A 20896-nucleotide genomic window follows, 5' to 3' on the forward strand; every position below is an offset into this window, starting at 1 on the left:
CATTTTGATACTATTTATAATAATAAAATTTACTGTAATCAAGTTTAATTAAAAAGATACTGAAAATTTCGAATGAAGGCAATAATAGAATATAATTCAAGAAAGATAGAAGTAGACATCTCGAATCCTTTAGATATTTCAATTCCTATTGATATGTCAAAAAAAAATATCAATGCTTGGTATGTTGAAGAACCAACCATTTTTCCGGAAGAATTTGAAGGAGAAAAAATTAAGGTTTCTAATGGCGCTGTCGTAAACTTTAACAACATACATTTTAATCCGCATTCGCATATTACACATACAGAATGTGTTGGACATATTACAGAAAAAGTGCATTCTGTAAATAAAAATTTAAAATATTATATTTTTCTCGCAGAATTAGTTACTGTTGCTCCAGAAAGCAGAAATGGAGATTTTGTGATTTCAGAAAAACAACTAAAAACAGCATTAAAAAATAAAAAAAGAGATGCCATTGTAATTAGGACTCTGCCTAATTTATCCGATAAAAAAGAGATGCGTTATTCAAATACAAATCCACCCTATTTGTTAGAAGAAGCGGCAATTTATCTAAGAGAAAAAGGCATTAAACATTTATTAATAGATTTACCTTCTGTAGATAAAGAAAAAGACGATGGTAAATTAGTATCTCATAATGCTTTTTGGAATACTTCAGGAGAAATACGAATGGATGCAACCATAACGGAATTTATTTACGTGCCAAATTCAATTGAAGATGGAGAATATTTACTAAACTTAATGATTGCACCTTTTGAAAATGATGCAACGCCAAGCAAGCCGGTTTTGTATGAGATTATTAAATAATATGTATGAAGAAGAATAAAAAAATAAAATATATTTTTTACGCAGTAATAATTGTGTTAATTCTTCTAATAAAAGGTGCTGTATATTCTGATATTCCTGTTGAAAAATTAAAAGAAAAATACGCGAATGAATTTTCTAAGTTTATGGAGATTGATGGAATGCAAGTGCATTACAGAGATGAAGGAACTGGAACTCCAATTGTATTAATTCATGGTACTGCATCTTCGTTACATACTTGGGATGATTGGACAAAAGGGCTCAAAAAAAACTACAGAGTAATCCGAATGGATTTACCTGCTTTTGGTTTAACAGGTCCAAATTTGAATGGTGATTATTCAATTCAGAATTATACGCGATTTTTAGATCAGTTTTTATCAAAAATTAAGGTTGATACTTTCTATTTGGCAGGAAATTCTTTGGGCGGAAATATTGCCTGGGAGTATACCGCAGAACATCCTGAAAAAGTTAAAAAATTAATTTTGCTAGATTCTGGTGGATTGCCAACAAATAAATCACAACCTTGGATTTTCAGAATGGCTAGAACTCCAATTTTAAATTCACTTTTTTTATACATCACTCCAAAAGCAATCATTAAAGAAAATATGAAACAAGTGTATGCTGATGATTCTAAAATAACAGATGCATTGATTACACGTTATCACGAAATGGCTTTGAGAACAGGAAACAGGCAAGCTTTTATAGATAGAGCAAAAATGGATTTTGACTTTGATGATAAAGCAAATTTAGAGAAGCTAAAAAGTATAAAAACAGAAACGTTACTACTTTGGGGGGAAAACGATGTATGGATTCCGGTAGATAATGGAAAGCGAATGGATAGTTTATTGCCAAATTCTAAATTGGTAATTCTTGAAAATTCTGGACATGTACCTATGGAAGAAAATCCAGCAGAAAGTTTAGCGGTTTTGAAGGAGTTTCTGGAGATTCGCTAACTTAAATGATATCAAACGTTTTACTGTTTTATATCAAGAGTTACCAAAGTTACCGAAAAATGATTTTAGAAACAAGTTAAAATTATTTTTCAAAATGATTTTCCACAAAAGCTCTCTGTTCATTATCTGTAATTTTATCTGATGATTCAATATCGATTTTAATATTTTTAAAATGTAAATCTTTATTCAAGTAATTATGTAGTTCTACTTTTGCGTTTGTTGGTCCAAATAATAGGACATGTTTGTATTTTAAAATTTGAGCTCCAATTTTGTCATAAAAATTTTCATGCATTTGCTGTCTTTTGTTATGCATAAGACTTTCGCTCCGAACCAAGGCTTCTTCCTTAGTTTCTGAAGTAAATTTTGATAGAATAGAGCAGCTCTTATTTTTTGAATTTAAATCAATCAAATTAGCGGATGAATGATCCATCCAGATACCTAAATTATTATTATTATTATTATTATTATTATTTGTTTTCATTATGTTAAGTTTTAGTGTTTTTGAATTTTTCCAAGAATACTTTCAATAGAAATTTTATTTTATAAATAGTTCTTGTTCCAGCAATATTCATGGTGTTTGCTTGATTAGTAATAGCAATTGGTTTTCTGCCCTCAATTCTAGCTTCTAGCAGGCAGAAAATATGATTAAATCCATCTTTTCTTGCCCCTTCATCTTTTAAATAAACTTCTATTCTTGTAATATGAGACTCAAATCTTTATAATGCTTCCGCGATTTGAGAAGTGAGAAAATCACAGCTTCTTTTTTCTCCATTAAGGGTTTTGTCTGTGTTTATTTGGATTGTCATATTTATAGTTTTTAATGTTTACTTGAATAGGTTTCTAATATCTTATTTAGGGAATCTAGATATTCTTTTAGTGCTTTATTATTTACATCTTTTTCAGTTGTGAAAAGGAAGCCTCTTGGGATTTCATTTATGTATTTAATCAGTTCTGGATGCTCCTCTTCAATTTTTATTGTTGTTAATCGAATATTATCATTAAGGTCATTTTGAGATTCCATTTTTTTATAATTTTCTAAAAATTCTTGTCTTTTTTTTTTTTAAATATTTTTTATTTTTTATTTTGTTGTTCTTTTATTGTTGTCTTTTCAAAATCAAAATGGTTAGTTAATTGGTTAATATTAATAGTCGGATTTGTTGGATGAGTCTGTTCTTTTGTTCTTTTGAATTTCTTTCTGTCTTTAATCATTCCCATGTTTGTCGTTTTATTTGTTCATTCTTAGTATACATCTTTAATACTTAAACATTGCTAATACTGTGTTAAAACCTAAAATTATTTTCAAAAACTATCTTATCTTTAATTATTTAAATCTTTTAATTTTTCAATAAAAAATAAAAACATGCACATAGAACAACTGAGAGAATATTGTATTTCAAAAAAAGGTGTTACAGAACATTTTCCGTTTGATGATGTTACCTTGGTGTTTAAAGTAATGGGGAGAATGTTTGCGTTGGTGGGTTTGAATCATTGGGAAAAAGGAGAAACCAATATCAATTTAAAATGCGATCCAGAATGGGCAGAGGAGTTGCGTGGCGAATACGAAAGTGTAAATGCAGGTTGGCACATGAGTAAAAAACATTGGAATACCGTTACTTTAAACAACGATGTTTCTGATACTTTTGCTTTTGAATTGATAGATCATTCGTATGATTTGGTTGTAAAAGGATTGACAAAAAAGTTGAAAGAGGAACTGAAAAACAGCTAAATGTCATTCCGAAATGAGCTTGCCTGCAAGAAGGCAGGGAACGATTGAGGAATCTCACGATAATATAAATGCTTTTAAATTAGTGAATCGGTATTGTAATTAAGGTTTATTTGTCATTCCTGTGAAGCTTGTGCTCAACTTGATTGGGTAACAGGAATCTATATACAATAAAGTTGTAAATGACAAAAGTCCGCACTTAATATAGTTTCTTTGGATTCCCGCTTACGCGAGAATGACAGCAGTAATGTCATTCCGAAAAGAGGGAACGATTGAAAAATTTTTAATAAAAAGCGGAATGTCAATAATAGCAACAAAAACTGAATACTGAGACTGCTAACTGAGACTGCAAACTGAAACTACTAATGCAAACTTCTATAGTTAGAAGGCGTAATTCCTTTATTCTCTTTAAACTTTCTATTAAAATTAGAAATATTTTTAAAGCCAGATTTTTCAGAAATTTCTGTAATCAACAAATCTTTATTTTTTAATAATCTACACGCGTTTTCTATTCTAACTTCAATCAAAAACTGAAAATACGTCTTGTTGGTTCGTTGTTTAAAATACCTACAAAAGGCATTTGGCGTCATATAAGAAATTTCGGCAATGCTGTGTAAACTAATTTCTTTCTGATAATTGTTCATGGTAAATTCCATGATGTTGCTCATGCGTTTACCTTCGTTATCAGAATATTTTTTTGGATAAATAAACGTAGAAAGCGGTTGTATGTCGGCTTTTAACAATTCTCGAATAATCGTTAAAAATAAAATAAATCGCTGTAAGTTTGATGCTTTTTTAAGCTGCTGAAACAATTCTAAAACAACATTTTTATTGGAAGTTAAAATTCCGCCAGATGCACTCATCGTAAATATTTGTTGAATTTCTTTAAAATCTCCCAACTCAAAAAAGTGTTCACCAAAAGATGTTTTTGTGAAAAATAAGGTTTGCATAAACGTGGTTTTCCAAGTAGAAGTATCACTTTTAAAAACATGCGGTAAATTACTTCCGATAATTAAAATATCTCCAGATTTGTATTCGTTAATAGAATCTCCAACGACAATACTTCCTTCGCCTTTTACAATTGCACACAACTGAATTTCTTCATGTTGATGCAATTTATCGTACAAGATTTTTCCTTTATCTTCTTGATAAATTAAAGAAACATCTTTTAGTTTTGGAATTTTAAATGGTAAAACTTTCATTTGATAAAAATACAAACATGTGCTAATATTTGCTTTATATTTTAATAATTATTTAAAATAAGGTTAAAAAAGTATCAACTAATGATAGAATTGGAAAATCAAAAAAGAGAAAACCGATGTAGATTTGTAAAAAAACTAGTACAATGAGTATACAATGGAATGGTGTGATGCCAGCAGTAACAACTAAATTTTCTGATGATGATACCTTAGATTTGGTAAATTTTGAAGTAAACATTAAAGCGCAATTAGAAGCTGGAGTTAATGGAATTATTTTAGGCGGAACATTAGGAGAAGCAAGTACTTTAACAGCAGGCGAAAAGAAAATTTTAATAGAAAAAACGGTAGAAATTGTAAAAGGAAAAGTTCCTGTAATTATCAACATTGCAGAACAATCTACAAAAGACGCCATTGAAGCTGCTCGTTTAGCAAAAGAATATGGAGCGCAAGGATTAATGATGTTGCCTCCAATGCGTTACAAAGCAGATGACAGAGAAACAGTAACCTACTTTAAAAAAGTAGCAAATAGCACTTCGTTGCCAATTATGATTTATAACAATCCTGTAGATTATGGAATTGAAGTTACCTTAGATATGTTTGCCGAGTTGGCTGAGTGTAAAAATATTGAAGCTGTAAAAGAATCAACCAGAGATATTTCTAATATGTCAAGATTTCGAAACCGTTTTGGTAACCGTTTTGCCATTTTATGTGGTGTAGATACGTTGGCATTAGAATACATTTTAATGGGTGCAGATGGTTGGGTTGCAGGCTTAGTATGTGCTTTTCCAGCAGAAACTGTTGCCATTTGCAACTTAGCAAAAGCAGGAAGAACTCAAGAAGCAATTGAAATTTATCGATGGTTTTTGCCTATATTAGAGTTAGATATAAACACTAAATTAGTGCAGAATATTAAGTTGGCAGAAGTAGCAACAGGAATTGGAACAGAAAATGTTAGAGAGCCACGTTTGCCTTTGATTGGAGCAGAACGAAAACGTGTATTGGCAATTATTGAAAATGGATTAAAAACAAGACCAACATTGCCAGCGTATAAAAATTTATAAATTACTTTGGGTGTTACCGCAAAAAAGCGGTCAGGCTTTTCGCTAAATCTTTTGTTTAAATAACAAAAGGATATCGCTTCAATCCTTAACACAAAACAAGTAACTACAAAGAAAATAATAAATAGAATCATGTTAGAAATTAGACCAACATGCGAACATTGTAACAAATCATTGCCATTTGATTCTCAAGAGGCAATGATTTGTACGTTTGAATGTACCTTTTGTAAAGACTGTGTAGATTCAGTTTTACAGCATGTTTGTCCAAATTGTGGTGGTAATTTTACAAAACGACCAATTAGACCAAAAACACTATTAGAAAAATATCCAACAGCAACAAAAATTATTCACAAACCTGTTGATATAGCAACACATTTAAAAATAATTGGTTAAAATACAAGAGAAATGAAAGTAGATTTAAAACAGAAATTTAAAGTAGTTTTAGTATTCATATTATTAACAACTATAAATGTTTTCGCCCAGCAAAAACCTGCTTTTTCTTATACAGTTTCTTTTCCGGATACAAAATCAAAATCGTATCATGTAGAATTAAACACGTCTGGCTGGAATCAAAATTCCGTTCAATTTAAAATGCCAAGATGGATGCCTGGATATTATCAAATCATGGATTATGGTAAAAATGTGTACAATATTTCTGCTATCGATAATGAAAAAAATGCACTTTCTTTAAAACAAATAGACGACAGTACTTGGGAAATTAGTGGAGTTAAAAACCAATCATTTAAAATAATGTATGATGTAAAAACGACTCGAAAATTTGTGGCTATGAGTTTTGTTGATGAAAATCATGGATACTTAATTGGTGGAAATTCGTTTTTGTATGTAGATGGTTTTATAAACGAACCAGTCCGTGTAAAAGTTTTAAAAAAAACTACTTGGAGCAAAATTGCAACAGGTTTAGAATTGGTAAAAGGAACTTCAAATGAATTTATTGCTTCAGATTTTGATATTCTTTATGACAGCCCTATTCTTATTGGAGATTTAGAAGAATTACAATCGTTTAAAGTGTACGGAGTTGAACATCATTTTATTGGTTATAAAATGGGAGATTTTGATAAAAAGGAATTTATTAAAAATCTACAATCAGTAGTAAAATCAGCCGCAGATATTATTGGAGATATCCCTTTTAAAAAATATACATTTATAGCAATTGGACCAGGAAGAGGAGGTATTGAACATTTAAATAACACCACAGTTAGTTTTGATGGAAGTCAACTTAAAACAAAAGCTGGAATGAATAAAATGATGAACTTTTTGGCGCACGAATACTTTCATCATTATAATGTAAAACGAATAAGACCAATAGAAGTTGGTCCATTTGATTATGCTAAAGGAAGCAAAACAAATCTACTTTGGATTAGTGAAGGACTTTCTGTGTATTATGAATATTTAATGGTAAAAAGAGCAGGGCTTTCTAGTGATAAAATGTTGTTTCAAAACTTTGAAAACAATATCAACACTTTTGAAAATAATCCAGGAAGAAAGCTTCAATCATTAACTCAAGCAAGTTACGAAACATGGAAAGATGGACCGATGGGGAATTTTCGAAAAGGAGAGACAATTTCTTATTATGAAAAAGGACCAATTGTTGGGTTGTTGTTAGATTTTGCAATTAGAAATGCTACCGAAAATAAAAAATCACTCGATGATGTAATGCGCTTTTTGTATAGGGAGTATTACAAGAAAAAACAAAGGGGTTTTAGTGATGCAGAGTTTCAACAAGCTTGTGAAACCATTGCGGGGGCTTCATTAAAAGCATTTTTTGAATATATTTATACAACTAAAGAATTAGATTATAAAACATATTTAAGTTTTGGAGGTTTAAAATTAGAATTTAAAACCAATGAAATTGATAAAAAGAAAGAGTTTACTTTAAGTAAAATAGAAAACCCAACGGGTTTACAGCAAAAAATATTAAAATCATGGTTAGGTGAATAGTATTCGTTTTTAGAAAACTTAGCTTAAAATAGAAATAAAACATTGAAAATGATCACAGGAAAAAATTATATTGGAAATCAACTTTCCGCAATAGGAACTAAAACGTACACCACGTTTAATCCACAAACAAATACAGAAAATACAACTGTTTTTACAGAAGCAAATTCTGATGAAATCAACCAAGCCGCAGAATTAGCAACAGCAGCATTTCAAACCTATTCTAAAAAAACAGGTAAAGAAAAAGCAGCTTTTTTAAGAGCTATTGCAGAAGAAATTGAAGCCTTGGGCGATAAATTAGTTGAAGTGTATACTCTAGAGAGTGGATTGCCCGAAGGACGAGCAAAAGGAGAGCGTAGCAGAACAGTTGGACAATTAAGAGCTTTTGCGGCTCATGTTGAAGAAAGTTCTTGGGTAGAAGCAACAATTGATACTGCACAACCAGAAAGAAAACCAATGCCGAAAGGAGATTTACGTAAAATGTATATTCCTTTAGGACCAATTGTAGTTTTTGGTGCAAGTAATTTTCCGTTAGCGTATTCTACTGCTGGTGGAGATACTGCTGCAGCTTTGGGAGCAGGTTGTCCGGTAATTGTAAAATCGCATCCAATGCACGCAGGAACTGGAGAATTAGTTGCGTCGGCCGTAATAAAAGCTGCTAAAAAAACAGGAATGCCAAACGGCGTATTTTCTAATTTAAATAGTAGCGGAATTGAAGTTGGACAAGAATTAGTAAAACATCCAAAGGTAAAAGGAGTTGGATTTACAGGTAGTATTCGAGGAGGAAGAGCGCTATTTGATTTAGCGGGACAAAGACCTGAACCAATTCCGGTTTTTGCAGAAATGGGTAGTATCAATCCAGTCGTATTTTTACCAGAAGCTTTAAAGGAAAAAGCTACAGATTGGGCAAAAAAATATGCGAGTTCAATTACTTTGGGTTCAGGTCAATTCTGCACAAACCCAGGTTTGTTAATTGGAGTTAAAGGAAATGGATTGAATCAATTTGCTCAAACCTTAGCAGAAGAAATTGTAAAAATTGAACCAACTTGTATGTTACATCCAAATATTGTTGGAGCGTACAATAGCAATAAATCAAAAGCAATTGCTCAAGATGGAATTAAAATATTAGCAGATTTTTCCGGAGATATTAAAAGCAACTATGGACGTCAAATAGTTTCTAAGGTTGATGGAAAAATATTTTTAGAAAACCCAACATTACATCACGAAGTTTTTGGGCCTTTTTCTCTGATTGTTGAATGTGAAAATGAAACACAATTAGAAGAAGTTTTAAATAAATTAGAAGGACAATTAACAGGTACAATTGTAGCAACAGATACTGAACTAGTTTCAAATGCAGGAATTGTATCAGCAATGCAAAATAGAGTTGGAAGAATTATTTTTAATGGTGTTCCAACAGGAGTAGAGGTGTGTCCTTCGATGCAACACGGTGGCCCATATCCAGCATCAACAGATTCGAGATTTACTGCAGTTGGAGTAGATTCCATCAAACGTTGGATTAGACCATTTAGTTTTCAATCTTGGCCAAATGATTTGTTGCCAAATGAACTAAAAAATGAAAATCCGCTTGGAATTTTAAGAAACGTCAACGGAATAAAAACTACTGATAAAATATAGTACTATGAAAATATTCAAACTCTTTGGGCTTGTCCTTTTAATAAGTTTTTCGGCTTGTAAAAAAATTTCGTCAAGTGATCAATTAAATAACATCATTAAAGAATATGAGAAGCCCAGAGAGTATGAGTTTAATAGATATGAATCTGTAGAAAATACCATTAAATATTATCAATCAGAAGCTGATTTTGCTGCAAATTTAAAAGAAAAACTAGCTGCTGTTTCTGTGGAAGGTTTGTCTGAAACGGATAAAATATCCAAAGAATTATTATTGTTTGTTTTGCAAGATAAAATAGATACGCAGACGTATAAAATGTATTTAAACCCGATTACAAACGAGTCTGCTTTTCATTTAAATTTGAGTAGAATGGCAAACAGAAATTTTAAAAACAAAGCTCAAGTTATTGGTTATTTAAACCAATTAAATGAGTTGCCAAAGCGAGTAGATTACAATTTAAACCTGTTAAGAGCTGGAGTTAAAGAAGGCATTTCGCAACCAAAAGCGGTTTTTTATAAGTACGAAAACACCTACAACAAACATATTGTGGCTGATGTAACGAAGAGCGAGTTTTATGCGCCATTTCACAAATTACCAACATCATTTTCGTCTGCTTTAAAAGATTCTATCATTGCAGTAGCAAAAATAAGTGTTCAAAAAAACGCCATAGATCAGTATAAAAAAATTAAAACTTTTTTTGAAAAGGAATACTTTCCGAATACTAGAAAAGGTTTAGGAGTTTCTACCACTCCAAACGGAAAAAAATTTTATCAAAATCGCATTAATTTTTACACCACAAGTACCAAATATACGGCAGAAGATATCCATCAAATCGGATTGAAAGAAGTGGCTAGAATTAAAGCAGAAATGCAACAAATAATTAAAAATTTAGGTTTTAAAGGTTCGTTTGCAGATTTTTTAAAATTCTTAAGAACTGATGAGCAATTCTATGCAAAAACTCCGAAAGAATTAATCATGTTTGCAAGAGACATTGCAAAAAGAATTGATGCAGAATTGCCTAAGTTTTTTAAAACTTTACCTAGAAAACCGTATGGTGTTGTGCCTGTTCCTGCTGCAATTGCACCAAATTATACTGGCGGAAGATATTCGGGCTCTAGAAGTGAAACTTCGGCAGGTTTTTATTGGGTAAACACCTATAATTTACCAAGCAGAACATTGTATACAATTCCGGCTTTAACAGCACATGAAGCAGTCCCGGGACATCATTTACAAATGTCTTTGAATAACGAATTGCCAAAAACAATTCCGCAATTTAGAAGAAATTTATATTTATCAGCATTTGGAGAAGGTTGGGGATTGTATTCAGAATATTTAGCAGACGAAATGGGTATTTATACAACTCCGTATGAAAAATTTGGACAATTAACGTATGAAATGTGGCGCGCTTGTAGATTGGTGGTTGATACCGGAGTGCATGTAAAAGGTTGGACACGTCAAGAAATGATAGATTATATGGCATCAAATACGGCTTTATCGATGCATGAAGTTACCACAGAAACAGATCGTTATATTTCTTGGCCAGGACAAGCATTATCGTATAAAATGGGAGAACTTAAAATTCGTGAAATGCGAAAAAAAGCGGAAGCTGAATTAGGAGAAAAGTTTAATATTAGAGATTTTCACGAAGTGATTCTAGAAGAAGGAACCGTTACCTTATCCATTTTAGAAAATAGAATACTTAATTATATTGATGCTAAAAAAAATGAGTAGAAAAACATTTTTTTGTGTGGATGCACATACTTGCGGAAACCCAGTAAGAGTTGTTGCTGGTGGGGGACCAAATTTGGTTGGTAAAAACATGAGCGAAAAGCGTCAGCATTTTATAAAAGAATACGATTGGATCAGAAAAGGGTTGATGTTTGAACCACGCGGACACGATATGATGAGTGGAAGTATTTTATTTCCACCGCACAATCCAGAAAATGATTTTGCTATTTTATTTATAGAAACTTCGGGTTGTTTGCCAATGTGTGGACACGGAACAATTGGTGCAATTACCATCGCAATTGAAGAAGGGTTAATCATGCCAAAAGTTTCTGGAAAAATTAAAATGGAAGCGCCAGCTGGTTTGGTACATATTGAATACGGACAAACAGGTAAAAAAGTAGATTGGGTAAAATTAACCAATGTAAAAAGTTATTTAGCCGCAGAAAATTTAACGGTTGATTGCCCTGAATTAGGAGAAATATCGTTTGATGTAGCTTATGGTGGAAATTATTACGCCATTGTAGACCCTCAGAAAAACTTTTCTGGAGTACACGATTTTACAGCTTCAAAAATTATTCAATATTCTCAAGTTGTTCGAGATCGAATTAAAGAAAAATATTCAAATCAATTTATCCATCCAGAAAACGACACGATTAGAGATGTAACACATTTATTGTGGTCAGGAGACCCAATTGATCCAACATCATCCGGAAGAAATGCTGTTTTTTATGGCGATAAAGCTATTGATAGAAGTCCGTGCGGAACAGGAACATCTGCAAGATTAGCGCAATTATATGCCAAAGGAAAATTAAAAAAAGGAGAACAATTTATCCACGAGAGTTTTATTGGTAGCAAATTTATTGGTTGTGTAGAAGAGGAAACAACTTTAGATGGAAAATTAGCAATTATTCCAAGTGTTCAAGGTTGGGCAAAAATTTATGGATATAACACGATTATTATTGATGATGAAGATGATCCGTATGCACACGGATTTCAAGTGATATAACTAATGAAACAATGTAATAATGACGTAATGAAGCAGTGAAAAGATACTAAAAAAGAAAAATTATGGAAATGCCAGAATTTGTTGAAAGATTAAAGAAAAAATACAAATATCAATTAACACATTAATTCATTTTATCATTAAATATGAAAAATTGTATCATCATCGGCGGTGGAATTATAGGCTTAAGTACCGCTTATTATCTTCAAAAAGAAGGGCATCAGGTTACGGTAATCGATAAATCAGATTTTACAAGTGGCGCATCTTATGTAAATGCAGGTTATATTACTCCGAGTCACTTTATTTCGTTGGCTTCTCCAGGGATTATTACACAAGGGATTAAATGGATGTTTAATGCATCGAGCCCTTTTTATGTAAAACCGAGCTTAGATCTTGATTTTTTAAAGTGGGGTTTGGCTTTCAAAAAATCTGCAACAGCAAAAAAAGTTGAAAAATCCATTCCCGTTATAAAAGATATCAATTTGCTTGGAAGAGATTTATATGAAGCACTAAAAGCTTCGGGTGATTTTAACTTTCATTACCAACGCAAAGGATTATTAGTGTACTATCAATCAGATAAAGTAGGTGAGCACGAGTGGAAAATTGGACAAAGAGGAATTCATGAAGGTTTAGGAGTGCAAAATTTATCTTTAGAAGGGATTAAAAAAATGGAACCAAATATAGATTTAAATGTAAAAGGAGCGGTCTATTTTGATTGTGATGCACATATGACTCCAACTGATTTTATGCCAGAAATGGTCTCATATTTAAAATCAAAAGGTGTAAAAATTTTAGCAAACGAAGAAGTAAAAGATGTTGTAGTTGTAAATGAAACAATTAAAAGTGTTATTACAAATAGAGCTCGTTATGAAGCCGATGAAATTGTTATGGCAGCAGGAAGTTGGTCCCCGTTATTATCAAAAAAACTCGGAATTAAAATTTTGATTCAGGCAGGAAAAGGATATCGCATTAATGTTGAAAGAGAAACCAATATTACGATTCCATCAATTTTATGCGAAGCAAATGTTGCGGTTACTCCAATGTCTGGTTTTACTCGTTTTGCAGGAACTATGGAAATTGGTGGAATCAATCATAAAATAAATCCAGTACGTGTAAATGCAATTGCAACTGCTGCTCAAAAATTTTACAACAATTTAGAAATTACCGAACAAGAAAAAAACGAGGCACAATGTGGATTGCGACCGTGTTCTCCAGATGGTTTGCCTTATATAGGAAAATCATCGAAATGTAAAAACTTAACCATTGCAGCTGGTCATGCAATGATGGGTTGGAGTTTGGGTCCGGCAACCGGAAAATTAGTTTCTGAAATTATTTCAGATAAAAAAACAAGCTTAGATTTGAACCCATTTCATCCAGATAGAAAATTTTAATTCTCTAAATCGTTAATATCCAAGCGCATTTGAATCATATGCTTTGAAAAACCAACTTTTTCATACGCTTTAATTGCAGATGGATTTGTACTGTATACATCCAAACGAATTTCATGTACGTTTTTTGTTTTACTCCAGATTAATAATGCATCAATAATTAATTTATTATACCCATTTCCTCGATGTTTTTCTGGAACAAACATAAAACCTAAATACGCATGTTTATTGTGTTTTAAATAAACGCTGTCTGGTTTTACCTTTGCATATCCAGAAGCAACCAATTCGTCATTAATTTCTACAACATACAAAACAGCATCATCATTGGTGATGAAATTTTCTAAATCATAATACACAACTTTACCGTCTTTTATAGTCGCATCCATCGGCCGTTCGGCATTTACCAAATCATCCATAAATGTGTCTAAAATTGGCAAGTCATCTTTTGTTGCTAATCGAACTATTGGTTTCATACTAAGCAGAAGTATCAGCAATGATTTTCCATTCGCCATTTATCTTTTTAAAGATAATCATAAATATACCGTTTGCATTTCCAACGTTGCGAGTTAAATGAAATTCTCCCATTACAAAATATGCACCCTCATTAATTTTAGAAATGTCATTGATTTTAAATTGTAACGTTCCAGAATGATCTGGAGTTGGATAACCTCTCTTGTAATTTGCTAAGGTTTTATTCCAGCCAAGTGTTACGCCATTGCTTCCATAAAACTTTAAAGAATCTGACTTCCAATACCCTTGCATAAATCCTTCTAAGTCGTGTTTAGACCAAGCGATTTGTTGTAAATCCAGAATTGCTAGAATGTCTTTTTTATCTTGCTCTTCTGTAGAAGTTACGCAAGAAGAAAGTAGTAAAATAGTTGCGAAAAGGAATAGCATTTTTTTCATAAATAAGTATTTTATAATAAGTAAGATACTAAAAGTAAGGTTTATATTTTAGTTTGCTGTTTCATAAAATCTTCAGCAAATATTTTACGCAAGTAAAAAAGGACTTCTACTGCATCTTTTTTTGTGAAAACTAGTGGCGGCTTTATTTTTAAGACATTGTGATCTGGGCCATCGGTACTCATTAAAATTCCGTGATCTTTCATTCTATTTGCCAAATAATCGGTTTGTGCTGCTAACGGATTTAGTCTTGAATCCGTCAATTCAATTCCAAGAAACAATCCTTGTCCGCGGACATCGCCAATAATTGGAAATTCTGTAGCTAATTTTTTTAATTCAGTTTTTAAAAATTCTCCAACTTCTAATGCATTTTCTTGTAATTTTTCTCGCTTTACGGTTTTTATAACTTCGGTAGCAATAGCACAAGAAACCGGATTACCACCAAACGTATTAAAATATTCCATTCCGTTTGCAAAAGCATCAGCAACTTTTTGTGTACAAGCAACTGCTGCAACAGGATGACCGTTCCCTAGTGGTTTTCCGATGGTAACAATATCCGGAATTACATTGTGTAACTGAAATCCCCAAAAAGTTGTTCCCATTCTACCACAACCCGTTTGCACTTCATCAGAAATACAAATTCCGCCTGCTTTTCTAACTTTTTCATAAGCTTTTGCTAAAAACCCTTCTGGCAATTCAATTTGACCGCCGCAACTAATGATGGGTTCAATGATAAATCCACCAACATTTCTTTCTTTTTGTTGAATTTTTACAATACATTTTTCAACTTCTTCTGCGTAGTTATCAGCTGTGTTTTCTCCTCTGTATTTTCCGCGAAAAGAATCAGGTAACGGAAAAATTTGTGTGTATTCTGGAGCGCCATTCCCGCCTTTTCCATCAAATTTATAGGATGAAATATCAATACACATATTTGAATTTCCGTGATAACCAATTTCACTAGCTATGATGTCTTTTTCTCCAGTAACAGCTTTTGCCATTCTGATTGCCAATTCGTTTGCTTCACTTCCAGAATTTACAAAATGCAACACTTCTAACTCTTTTGGTAAAGTTTCCATCAATTCTTTGGCTAATTCGTTGATGTTTTCGTGTAAATACCTCGAATTGGTATTGATCAACGCCATTTGTTCTTGACCAGCTTTTACAACAGTATACTTTTCATGTCCAACATGCGCCACATTATTTACGGTGTCTAAATAGTTGTTTCCAAATTGATCCATTAAATATTGACCAGCTCCACGAACCATTTTAATTGGTGTACTGTATTGCAGACTTAAACTTTTTCCTAAATGTTGTTTTCTGTAATTGATAATTTCTTCATTAGAAATCATTGTATTTTTTTGCAATCCTTCTGATTTGAATAATAAATTTGGATCTGGACAAACACTTTTCCAAACATCAATCTGCTTTAAATACGCAACACCAGGAAAGTCAGTTTTATAATCAAACAAAGAAAGCATCACCTGAAAATGTAAATGCGGCGCCCAATTTCCGTTTTCAGGATGATTTGCCAATTCAGCAATTTTTTCTCCTTTTAAAATAATGTCTCCAATTTTATGTTTTGTTGCGCTTTCAACCGTATTATGTCCGTATAAAGTATAAAATTCAAAACTTTCCGTTTTGTGTTTTAAAACCACCAAGCCTCCATATTCTTTATCTCCAGCATCATTAACTGCAATAATAACTTCACCATCCAAAAGTGCATGCACCGGAGTGTTTTCTGGTAGCCAATAATCAATTCCTAAATGAATACTTCTACTTTCTCTTCCTTGATTTCCGATTTTATCATAGGCTGTAGAAGTGTACAACGCTCTGGGTTCTAAATATCCGCCAGCAATAATTTTAGTGGGAACTTCTTTTTGTAATTGATCAATTTTAAACTGTAAGAACTCTAAATTATTAAAATCTTCTTGATGTCCAATCCATTTGCTAGAAACACTTAAATCGATATGATGAATTTCATTTTTGTGTACAGTTGGAAATAAACCTGAAAGTGAAAACGTATTTTTAGAAGCCCATTTTTGAAATTGTTCTTCATTTGGATGTGCTGTAAATCCACAGGCAGCTCTAAAAGAATATTCTGCAAAATCAGGGTGAATTCCTTTCCATTTTTTTAAGATTTCCCAAACTGGTTTTTCGCTAATTAATAAATAGTCGTTGTTGGGATTTTCAATTTTATTGATGGCAGATTTTGTTACAGAAATCAACAAACGCATGGCAATTGCATTGTGCAAATGTTTGATTTCTTTTTCTTGTAAAGGAAAAGTGGAATGATACCCTTTGACAATCGACAAAGCTGCTTCTAAAGGATTTGGATGATTGATCGTTGTATAACATGCAATTGCAACATCATTAATAATTTGCGTGTAAACGGTATCTCCATAATCGATAACCGCTTTTACAGTTGGATGGATTAAATCGCTAGAAACAATAATATTATTGTCGTTTGCATCGTTGTGTACAACCGATTTTCGTAAAAGAGTGTACCCTGATTTCTGAGATTCAAACTGCTCTTGAAAATAGGTGATTATGTTTTTTTCTTCGGATGAAAAAAGATGAAGATGCTTTTTTGTCCAAAGTGATTGTGCAACATCCCAAGCAAATTTTCTATCCACTTTTTCATGTTCAAATCCTTGTAAAGCAGCAGTTAATTTTCCACATTGTTCGCCAAGACTAAAACGCAATTCGTTTAATTGCGGATTTACTGATGACCAGATTCTGCCAGAAATCCACGTTAATAAACGCACATTTCTTGTGTTTCCAAAATGGTCTGTAATTGTAGAAACAGCGTTTCCGTTTGTGTCTAAAATAACTTTTGGAACGATTAGATCTTCTTTGCTGTTTTCTACAAACTGCAATAGTTTTTGTTGAAAATCGAGATAATTTTCATCTTCATTTGTACGAGATATTTTCAAAACATACGCTTCAGAGCTGCTGACTTTAATTTTAAAATTAAAATCAATTTCTCCAGGTAATTCAGAAATACTTCCTTTGATATTGTATCTTTCAAAGAGGATTTTCTCTGCTTGATCTATGGTTGTTTTTACGGAGTTGTAATCCATTTAAGTAAAATAGTTATTTAAATTATACTCTTAATTCGAAATGTGAAACATGGATGAAAAGATAGTATTTAAAAATTGATTTTCCACTCATCGATACTTTTTTACCATTCATCGACATATAAGCAATATTTCAACTATTTTGAGAATAAAAAGAAATACTTTTTATCAATTTTGTATATTAGATTCCATATAACTTATTAAAAATGCCTAAAGAAAAAATATCAGTATTATTTATTGAAGATGATGTCATTGAGACCATGAAAATGCATAGAGCTGTTGCTAAAATAGATGGAGATTACTTCATTAAAGAAGCTAAAAACGGAGAAGAAGCTTTAACGATTCTCTCTCAAAAAGACAATTTACCAAATATTATTTTATTAGATTTGAATATGCCAAAAATGAACGGTATAGAGTTTTTGACAATTTTGAAAAATGATGAAAGGTTAAAATCTATTCCTACTATTGTCTTAACAACATCAAGCAATCAAAAAGATATGTTAACTTGCTACGAAATTGGCATTGCAGGATATGTGTTAAAACCTTTAAAATATGAAGATTATATTTTGAGGTTAGAGAGAATATTGAGCTATTGGAGTATTAATGAACTAATAAAGTTATAATGAAAGGAATTGTTTTTACAGAGTTTTTAGAGTTGGTTGAAGATAAATTTGGATTGGAAGTTGTAGATGAAATTATTGAAAAATCAACACTCCCTTCACAAGGTGTTTATACAGCTGTTGGAACATACGATTTTTCAGAAATGTTATCTTTATTAACTCATTTAAGTAACATAACACATTTAAGTATTGATGATTTATTGTTGGTGTACTCAGAACATTTTTTTAATGTTTTGGTAGATAGTTATCCTGGATTAATAGCGAAGTATAACGATCCAATAGAAATGCTTGCATCAATTGAAAATCACATACATGTAGAGGTTTTAAAAATGTATCCAGATGCAGAATTACCTACTTTCGAAGTCTTAGAAAAGTCAAGTAACAAATTGGTTATGATTTATAAATCAAGTAGAGCAATGTATTATTTTGGACTTGGTTTGATGAACAAGACTTTTGAAAAATTTAATTCGAGTGCAACCATTGTAATGGAAAAAATTAAAGAAGATGGTACCGAGGTAAAATTTATAATTACCAAAAATGATGAGCAAAACTAGAGTAGAATTATTGGAAAATGCTCTTACTAGAGAAAAGTTAGCGCGAAAAGCTGCAGAAAAAATTCTTGAAAAAAAATCGTTAGAACTTTACGAGCTTTCAGAAGAGGTTAAGAAAACCAATCAAGTTTTAGAAAATCTCGTTGTAAAAAAGGAATTAGAATTAAAAGGTGTTTTTAAAAATATTATTGACCCCTACTGTGTGATCGATTTTTCTGGAAATATTATTGAAATGAACGATGCAACATTGAATCTTTTGGGGTGTTCCAATAAAAATGAAGAATTAAATGTTAATGACTTTTTAATAATTAATGAAAACGAGAAAATTATAGAAAAGTTTGTAGAGGTAAGAACAACAGGTCAACTTCAAAATTTTAAAGTAAAAATTAAATCAAGAAATCATCAAATAAAAGAGTTAAATATAAACGCGAGTTTAATCTTTAATGAAAAAAAAGAACCTGTTGCGGTTCAAGGAATCGCAAGAGATATTACCAAAGAAAACGAAGCTAAAAAAAGGTTGATAGAATCTGAAAATAGATTAAAAGATTTAATTTTAAACTTAGACAATGGGATTTTTCTTGAAGACGAAAATAGAAAGGTAATTTTAGTAAATGAAAAACTATGTGATCTGTTTTACATGACAGATTCTCCCGAATCGTATATTGGACAAGATATGTCAAATGGGGCGGAAGAAATGAAGCAACTTTTTAAAAATCCTGATAAATTTGTATATAGATATAAGGAAATTATAGCAAGAAGAGAAATTGTAAAGGCAGAAGAAGTTCACCTAGTCGATGGAAAAATTCTAGAAAGAAATTACCTCCCAATTTATAAAAACGGAGAATTTAAAGGACATTTATGGAGTTTTAATGATGTTACTTTAAAGCGAAAATTCAATCAAAATCTTGAAATGCAAAAGCAAAAATATAGCAATATTATTGCAAACATGCATTTAGGGTTGATTGAAGTAAATAATGAAGATGAAATTTTACTAGTCAATCAAAGTTTTGAAGAAATGTCTGGTTACTCAGAAAAAGAATTGATTGGACAACAGATAATTAATTTTTTTCCAATGAAACCTCAGGCAAAAATAGTTGTAGGAGAATATAATTCATACGAGATTAATTTAAAAACAAAAACTAAAAAAGAAAGTTTTTGGTTGGTAGGAAGTGCGCCAAATTATAATGTAAATGGACAAATAATTGGTTCTATTTGTGTTTGTTTGGATATTACAAGTCTAAAAACATTAGAAAAACAAAAAGAGGTTTTGCTAAAAGAATTGGAAAAAAGTAATGATGAATTACAAGAATATGCACACATCGTATCGCACGACTTAAAGTCTCCACTACGAAGTGTTTACGCACTTGTTAATTGGTTGAAAGAAGATAATTTAGATAAATTAGATGCAAATAGTATTGAAAACATCTCGTTAATTGAATCTACTTTAGAAAAAATGGAAGCATTAATTTCGGATATTTTAAACTACTCTAGTTTGTCAATTGAAAAGGAAGAACAAAAAGAGGTGGATTTAAATGTTGTAGTAGATAATATAGAGCAAATATTACTTATTCCAGAACATATAAATTTATTTAGACAAAATAAATTGCCAGTATTACGTGGAGATAAAACCAAGTTTCAGCAATTGTTTCAAAATTTAATAAGCAATGCTATAAAGTTTATAGATAAAAAAGAAGGTGTTGTAACTTTAAACGTTGAAGATAAAGGGTCTTTTTATCAATTTTCTGTGCAAGATAACGGCATAGGAATAGAGAAAAAATACCACAATAAAATCTTTAAAATTTTTAATTCGTTAAATAAAAGTAAAGATTCGACAGGGATTGGTTTATCCATTGTTAAAAAAATTGTAGATTTATACAAAGGAGAAATATGGTTAAAAAGCAAGCCAAATGTAGGAACTACTTTTTATTTTACTCTTCGAAAATAATTTCCTAAAAAAGAAAAATTAGTGAATGAACAACCTAATTTAGTATATATAAAGAAGATTGCAGATGGCGATGCAGCTTTTGAAAAAAAACTTATAGAAGTCATAAAAGAAGAGCTTCCTAAAGAGGTTTTGGAGTATGAATGTTATTTGAAAAGGAAAGATTTTATAAAGGCATCTGGTATAGTTCATAAACTTATCCATAAAATTAGTATTTTAGGGCTGGCAAAGAGTTACGTAGCTGCTAAAAAGCATGAACAAGCTTTAATGCAAAATGATACAATAATGCACATGGAGTTTCAGAGCATTATTCGAAAAATGTCAGATTTTATAAATAATAAGTAAT

General features: G+C 31.4%; 21 protein-coding genes. 14 read left to right on the forward strand and 7 right to left on the reverse strand.

The annotated features are described in order from the left end of the window. The first annotated feature begins 72 nt into the window (after positions 1–72). The gene (locus tag KCTC32516_RS06455; RefSeq protein WP_301399579.1) at positions 73–822 is read left to right on the forward strand and encodes a cyclase family protein; all 750 of its coding nucleotides are present in this window, start codon (positions 73–75) and stop codon (positions 820–822) included. 5 nt (positions 823–827) lie between these two features. Continuing rightward, positions 828–1772, forward strand: coding sequence for an alpha/beta fold hydrolase (locus KCTC32516_RS06460; RefSeq protein WP_301399580.1), 945 nt, complete (start codon positions 828–830; stop codon positions 1770–1772). A gap of 82 nt (positions 1773–1854) precedes the next feature. On the opposite strand, the gene KCTC32516_RS06465 is transcribed toward KCTC32516_RS06460, so the two are convergent. The 3 genes from KCTC32516_RS06465 to KCTC32516_RS06475 all read right to left on the reverse strand — a co-directional run bounded on the left by KCTC32516_RS06465 (position 1855) and on the right by KCTC32516_RS06475 (position 2987). Then, positions 1855–2253, reverse strand: a complete 399-nt coding sequence (locus KCTC32516_RS06465) for a hypothetical protein (RefSeq protein ID WP_301399581.1) — start codon at positions 2251–2253, stop codon at positions 1855–1857. A 336-nt stretch (positions 2254–2589) separates the two neighbouring features. Then, entirely contained in the window at positions 2590–2793 is a 204-nt protein-coding gene (locus KCTC32516_RS06470) for a hypothetical protein (protein WP_301399583.1), read from the reverse strand. 50 nt (positions 2794–2843) lie between these two features. Beyond that, positions 2844–2987 carry a hypothetical protein gene (locus KCTC32516_RS06475; RefSeq protein WP_301399585.1) on the reverse strand — a complete coding sequence of 48 codons (144 nt, stop codon included), beginning with the start codon at positions 2985–2987 and terminating at the stop codon, positions 2844–2846. 145 nt (positions 2988–3132) lie between these two features. Here KCTC32516_RS06475 and KCTC32516_RS06480 point away from each other — a divergent pair, with 145 nt between their 5' ends. Beyond that, the gene (locus KCTC32516_RS06480) at positions 3133–3498 is read left to right on the forward strand and encodes an MmcQ/YjbR family DNA-binding protein (protein WP_301399586.1); all 366 of its coding nucleotides are present in this window, start codon (positions 3133–3135) and stop codon (positions 3496–3498) included. Positions 3499–3857: 359 nt separating this feature from the next. On the opposite strand, the gene KCTC32516_RS06485 is transcribed toward KCTC32516_RS06480, so the two are convergent. Beyond that, a complete protein-coding gene (locus KCTC32516_RS06485; RefSeq protein WP_301399587.1) occupies positions 3858–4697 on the reverse strand; it encodes an AraC family transcriptional regulator in 840 nt (279 codons plus the stop codon). 143 nt (positions 4698–4840) lie between these two features. Between KCTC32516_RS06485 and KCTC32516_RS06490 the strand changes: the two genes are divergently transcribed. From KCTC32516_RS06490 to KCTC32516_RS06520, 7 genes are all read left to right on the forward strand, one after another. Further along, entirely contained in the window at positions 4841–5755 is a 915-nt protein-coding gene (locus KCTC32516_RS06490) for a dihydrodipicolinate synthase family protein (protein WP_301399589.1), read from the forward strand. A gap of 129 nt (positions 5756–5884) precedes the next feature. After that, positions 5885–6145, forward strand: coding sequence for a DUF1272 domain-containing protein (locus KCTC32516_RS06495; protein ID WP_301399591.1), 261 nt, complete (start codon positions 5885–5887; stop codon positions 6143–6145). Positions 6146–6157: 12 nt separating this feature from the next. Beyond that, positions 6158–7711: a M61 family metallopeptidase gene (locus tag KCTC32516_RS06500; protein ID WP_301399592.1), complete on the forward strand. Its 1554-nt coding sequence runs from the start codon at positions 6158–6160 to the stop codon at positions 7709–7711. A gap of 48 nt (positions 7712–7759) precedes the next feature. Next, positions 7760–9343 carry an aldehyde dehydrogenase (NADP(+)) gene (locus KCTC32516_RS06505; protein WP_301399594.1) on the forward strand — a complete coding sequence of 528 codons (1584 nt, stop codon included), beginning with the start codon at positions 7760–7762 and terminating at the stop codon, positions 9341–9343. Between the two features lie 4 nt (positions 9344–9347). Continuing rightward, a complete protein-coding gene (locus tag KCTC32516_RS06510; RefSeq protein ID WP_301399595.1) occupies positions 9348–11069 on the forward strand; it encodes a DUF885 domain-containing protein in 1722 nt (573 codons plus the stop codon). After that, positions 11062–12072, forward strand: a complete 1011-nt coding sequence (locus KCTC32516_RS06515) for a 4-hydroxyproline epimerase (RefSeq protein WP_301399596.1) — start codon at positions 11062–11064, stop codon at positions 12070–12072. The genes KCTC32516_RS06510 and KCTC32516_RS06515 overlap by 8 nt, the downstream gene beginning before the upstream one ends. A gap of 143 nt (positions 12073–12215) precedes the next feature. Then, positions 12216–13460, forward strand: coding sequence for an NAD(P)/FAD-dependent oxidoreductase (locus KCTC32516_RS06520; protein ID WP_301399597.1), 1245 nt, complete (start codon positions 12216–12218; stop codon positions 13458–13460). On the opposite strand, the gene KCTC32516_RS06525 is transcribed toward KCTC32516_RS06520, so the two are convergent. The 3 genes from KCTC32516_RS06525 to KCTC32516_RS06535 are packed head-to-tail and all read right to left on the reverse strand — an operon-like array spanning position 13457 to position 17440. Next, on the reverse strand, positions 13457–13930 hold the full coding sequence (locus KCTC32516_RS06525; protein ID WP_301399598.1) for a GNAT family N-acetyltransferase: 474 nt from the start codon (positions 13928–13930) through the stop codon (positions 13457–13459). The two genes, KCTC32516_RS06520 and KCTC32516_RS06525, sit on opposite strands and share 4 nt — an antisense overlap. A gap of 1 nt (position 13931) precedes the next feature. After that, positions 13932–14363, reverse strand: a complete 432-nt coding sequence (locus KCTC32516_RS06530; RefSeq protein WP_301399600.1) for a YybH family protein — start codon at positions 14361–14363, stop codon at positions 13932–13934. A gap of 41 nt (positions 14364–14404) precedes the next feature. Further along, complete coding sequence (locus KCTC32516_RS06535) at positions 14405–17440, reverse strand: aminotransferase class III-fold pyridoxal phosphate-dependent enzyme (protein ID WP_301399602.1); 3036 nt, start codon at positions 17438–17440, stop codon at positions 14405–14407. Positions 17441–17643: 203 nt separating this feature from the next. Between KCTC32516_RS06535 and KCTC32516_RS06540 the strand changes: the two genes are divergently transcribed. Genes KCTC32516_RS06540 through KCTC32516_RS06555 form a run of 4 tightly spaced genes read left to right on the forward strand, consistent with a single transcriptional unit; the run spans position 17644 to position 20895 of the window. Further along, positions 17644–18060: a response regulator gene (locus KCTC32516_RS06540; protein ID WP_301399604.1), complete on the forward strand. Its 417-nt coding sequence runs from the start codon at positions 17644–17646 to the stop codon at positions 18058–18060. Then, positions 18060–18611, forward strand: coding sequence for a heme NO-binding domain-containing protein (locus tag KCTC32516_RS06545; protein ID WP_301399605.1), 552 nt, complete (start codon positions 18060–18062; stop codon positions 18609–18611). Before KCTC32516_RS06540 ends, KCTC32516_RS06545 begins: the two co-directional genes overlap by 1 nt. Further along, positions 18595–20553, forward strand: a complete 1959-nt coding sequence (locus tag KCTC32516_RS06550; RefSeq protein WP_366911062.1) for a PAS domain S-box protein — start codon at positions 18595–18597, stop codon at positions 20551–20553. The genes KCTC32516_RS06545 and KCTC32516_RS06550 overlap by 17 nt, the downstream gene beginning before the upstream one ends. Before the next feature lie 21 nt (positions 20554–20574). Next, a complete protein-coding gene (locus KCTC32516_RS06555; RefSeq protein WP_301399607.1) occupies positions 20575–20895 on the forward strand; it encodes an Hpt domain-containing protein in 321 nt (106 codons plus the stop codon). Position 20896: the final 1 nt, after the last annotated feature.

The organism is Polaribacter huanghezhanensis (genome assembly GCF_030444335.1).
In the GTDB taxonomy this organism is placed as follows: Bacteria; Bacteroidota; Bacteroidia; order Flavobacteriales; family Flavobacteriaceae; genus Polaribacter; species Polaribacter huanghezhanensis.

Coding starts and splice junctions, on each gene's coding strand:
- KCTC32516_RS06455 (WP_301399579.1), top strand. CDS start 73: ATGAAGGCAATAATAGAATATAATTCAAGAAAGATAGAAGTAGACATC.
- KCTC32516_RS06460 (WP_301399580.1), top strand. CDS start 828: ATGAAGAAGAATAAAAAAATAAAATATATTTTTTACGCAGTAATAATT.
- KCTC32516_RS06465 (WP_301399581.1), bottom strand. CDS start 2,253: ATGAAAACAAATAATAATAATAATAATAATAATAATAATTTAGGTATC.
- KCTC32516_RS06470 (WP_301399583.1), bottom strand. CDS start 2,793: ATGGAATCTCAAAATGACCTTAATGATAATATTCGATTAACAACAATA.
- KCTC32516_RS06475 (WP_301399585.1), bottom strand. CDS start 2,987: ATGGGAATGATTAAAGACAGAAAGAAATTCAAAAGAACAAAAGAACAG.
- KCTC32516_RS06480 (WP_301399586.1), top strand. CDS start 3,133: ATGCACATAGAACAACTGAGAGAATATTGTATTTCAAAAAAAGGTGTT.
- KCTC32516_RS06485 (WP_301399587.1), bottom strand. CDS start 4,697: ATGAAAGTTTTACCATTTAAAATTCCAAAACTAAAAGATGTTTCTTTA.
- KCTC32516_RS06490 (WP_301399589.1), top strand. CDS start 4,841: ATGAGTATACAATGGAATGGTGTGATGCCAGCAGTAACAACTAAATTT.
- KCTC32516_RS06495 (WP_301399591.1), top strand. CDS start 5,885: ATGTTAGAAATTAGACCAACATGCGAACATTGTAACAAATCATTGCCA.
- KCTC32516_RS06500 (WP_301399592.1), top strand. CDS start 6,158: ATGAAAGTAGATTTAAAACAGAAATTTAAAGTAGTTTTAGTATTCATA.
- KCTC32516_RS06505 (WP_301399594.1), top strand. CDS start 7,760: ATGATCACAGGAAAAAATTATATTGGAAATCAACTTTCCGCAATAGGA.
- KCTC32516_RS06510 (WP_301399595.1), top strand. CDS start 9,348: ATGAAAATATTCAAACTCTTTGGGCTTGTCCTTTTAATAAGTTTTTCG.
- KCTC32516_RS06515 (WP_301399596.1), top strand. CDS start 11,062: ATGAGTAGAAAAACATTTTTTTGTGTGGATGCACATACTTGCGGAAAC.
- KCTC32516_RS06520 (WP_301399597.1), top strand. CDS start 12,216: ATGAAAAATTGTATCATCATCGGCGGTGGAATTATAGGCTTAAGTACC.
- KCTC32516_RS06525 (WP_301399598.1), bottom strand. CDS start 13,930: ATGAAACCAATAGTTCGATTAGCAACAAAAGATGACTTGCCAATTTTA.
- KCTC32516_RS06530 (WP_301399600.1), bottom strand. CDS start 14,363: ATGAAAAAAATGCTATTCCTTTTCGCAACTATTTTACTACTTTCTTCT.
- KCTC32516_RS06535 (WP_301399602.1), bottom strand. CDS start 17,440: ATGGATTACAACTCCGTAAAAACAACCATAGATCAAGCAGAGAAAATC.
- KCTC32516_RS06540 (WP_301399604.1), top strand. CDS start 17,644: ATGCCTAAAGAAAAAATATCAGTATTATTTATTGAAGATGATGTCATT.
- KCTC32516_RS06545 (WP_301399605.1), top strand. CDS start 18,060: ATGAAAGGAATTGTTTTTACAGAGTTTTTAGAGTTGGTTGAAGATAAA.
- KCTC32516_RS06550 (WP_366911062.1), top strand. CDS start 18,595: ATGATGAGCAAAACTAGAGTAGAATTATTGGAAAATGCTCTTACTAGA.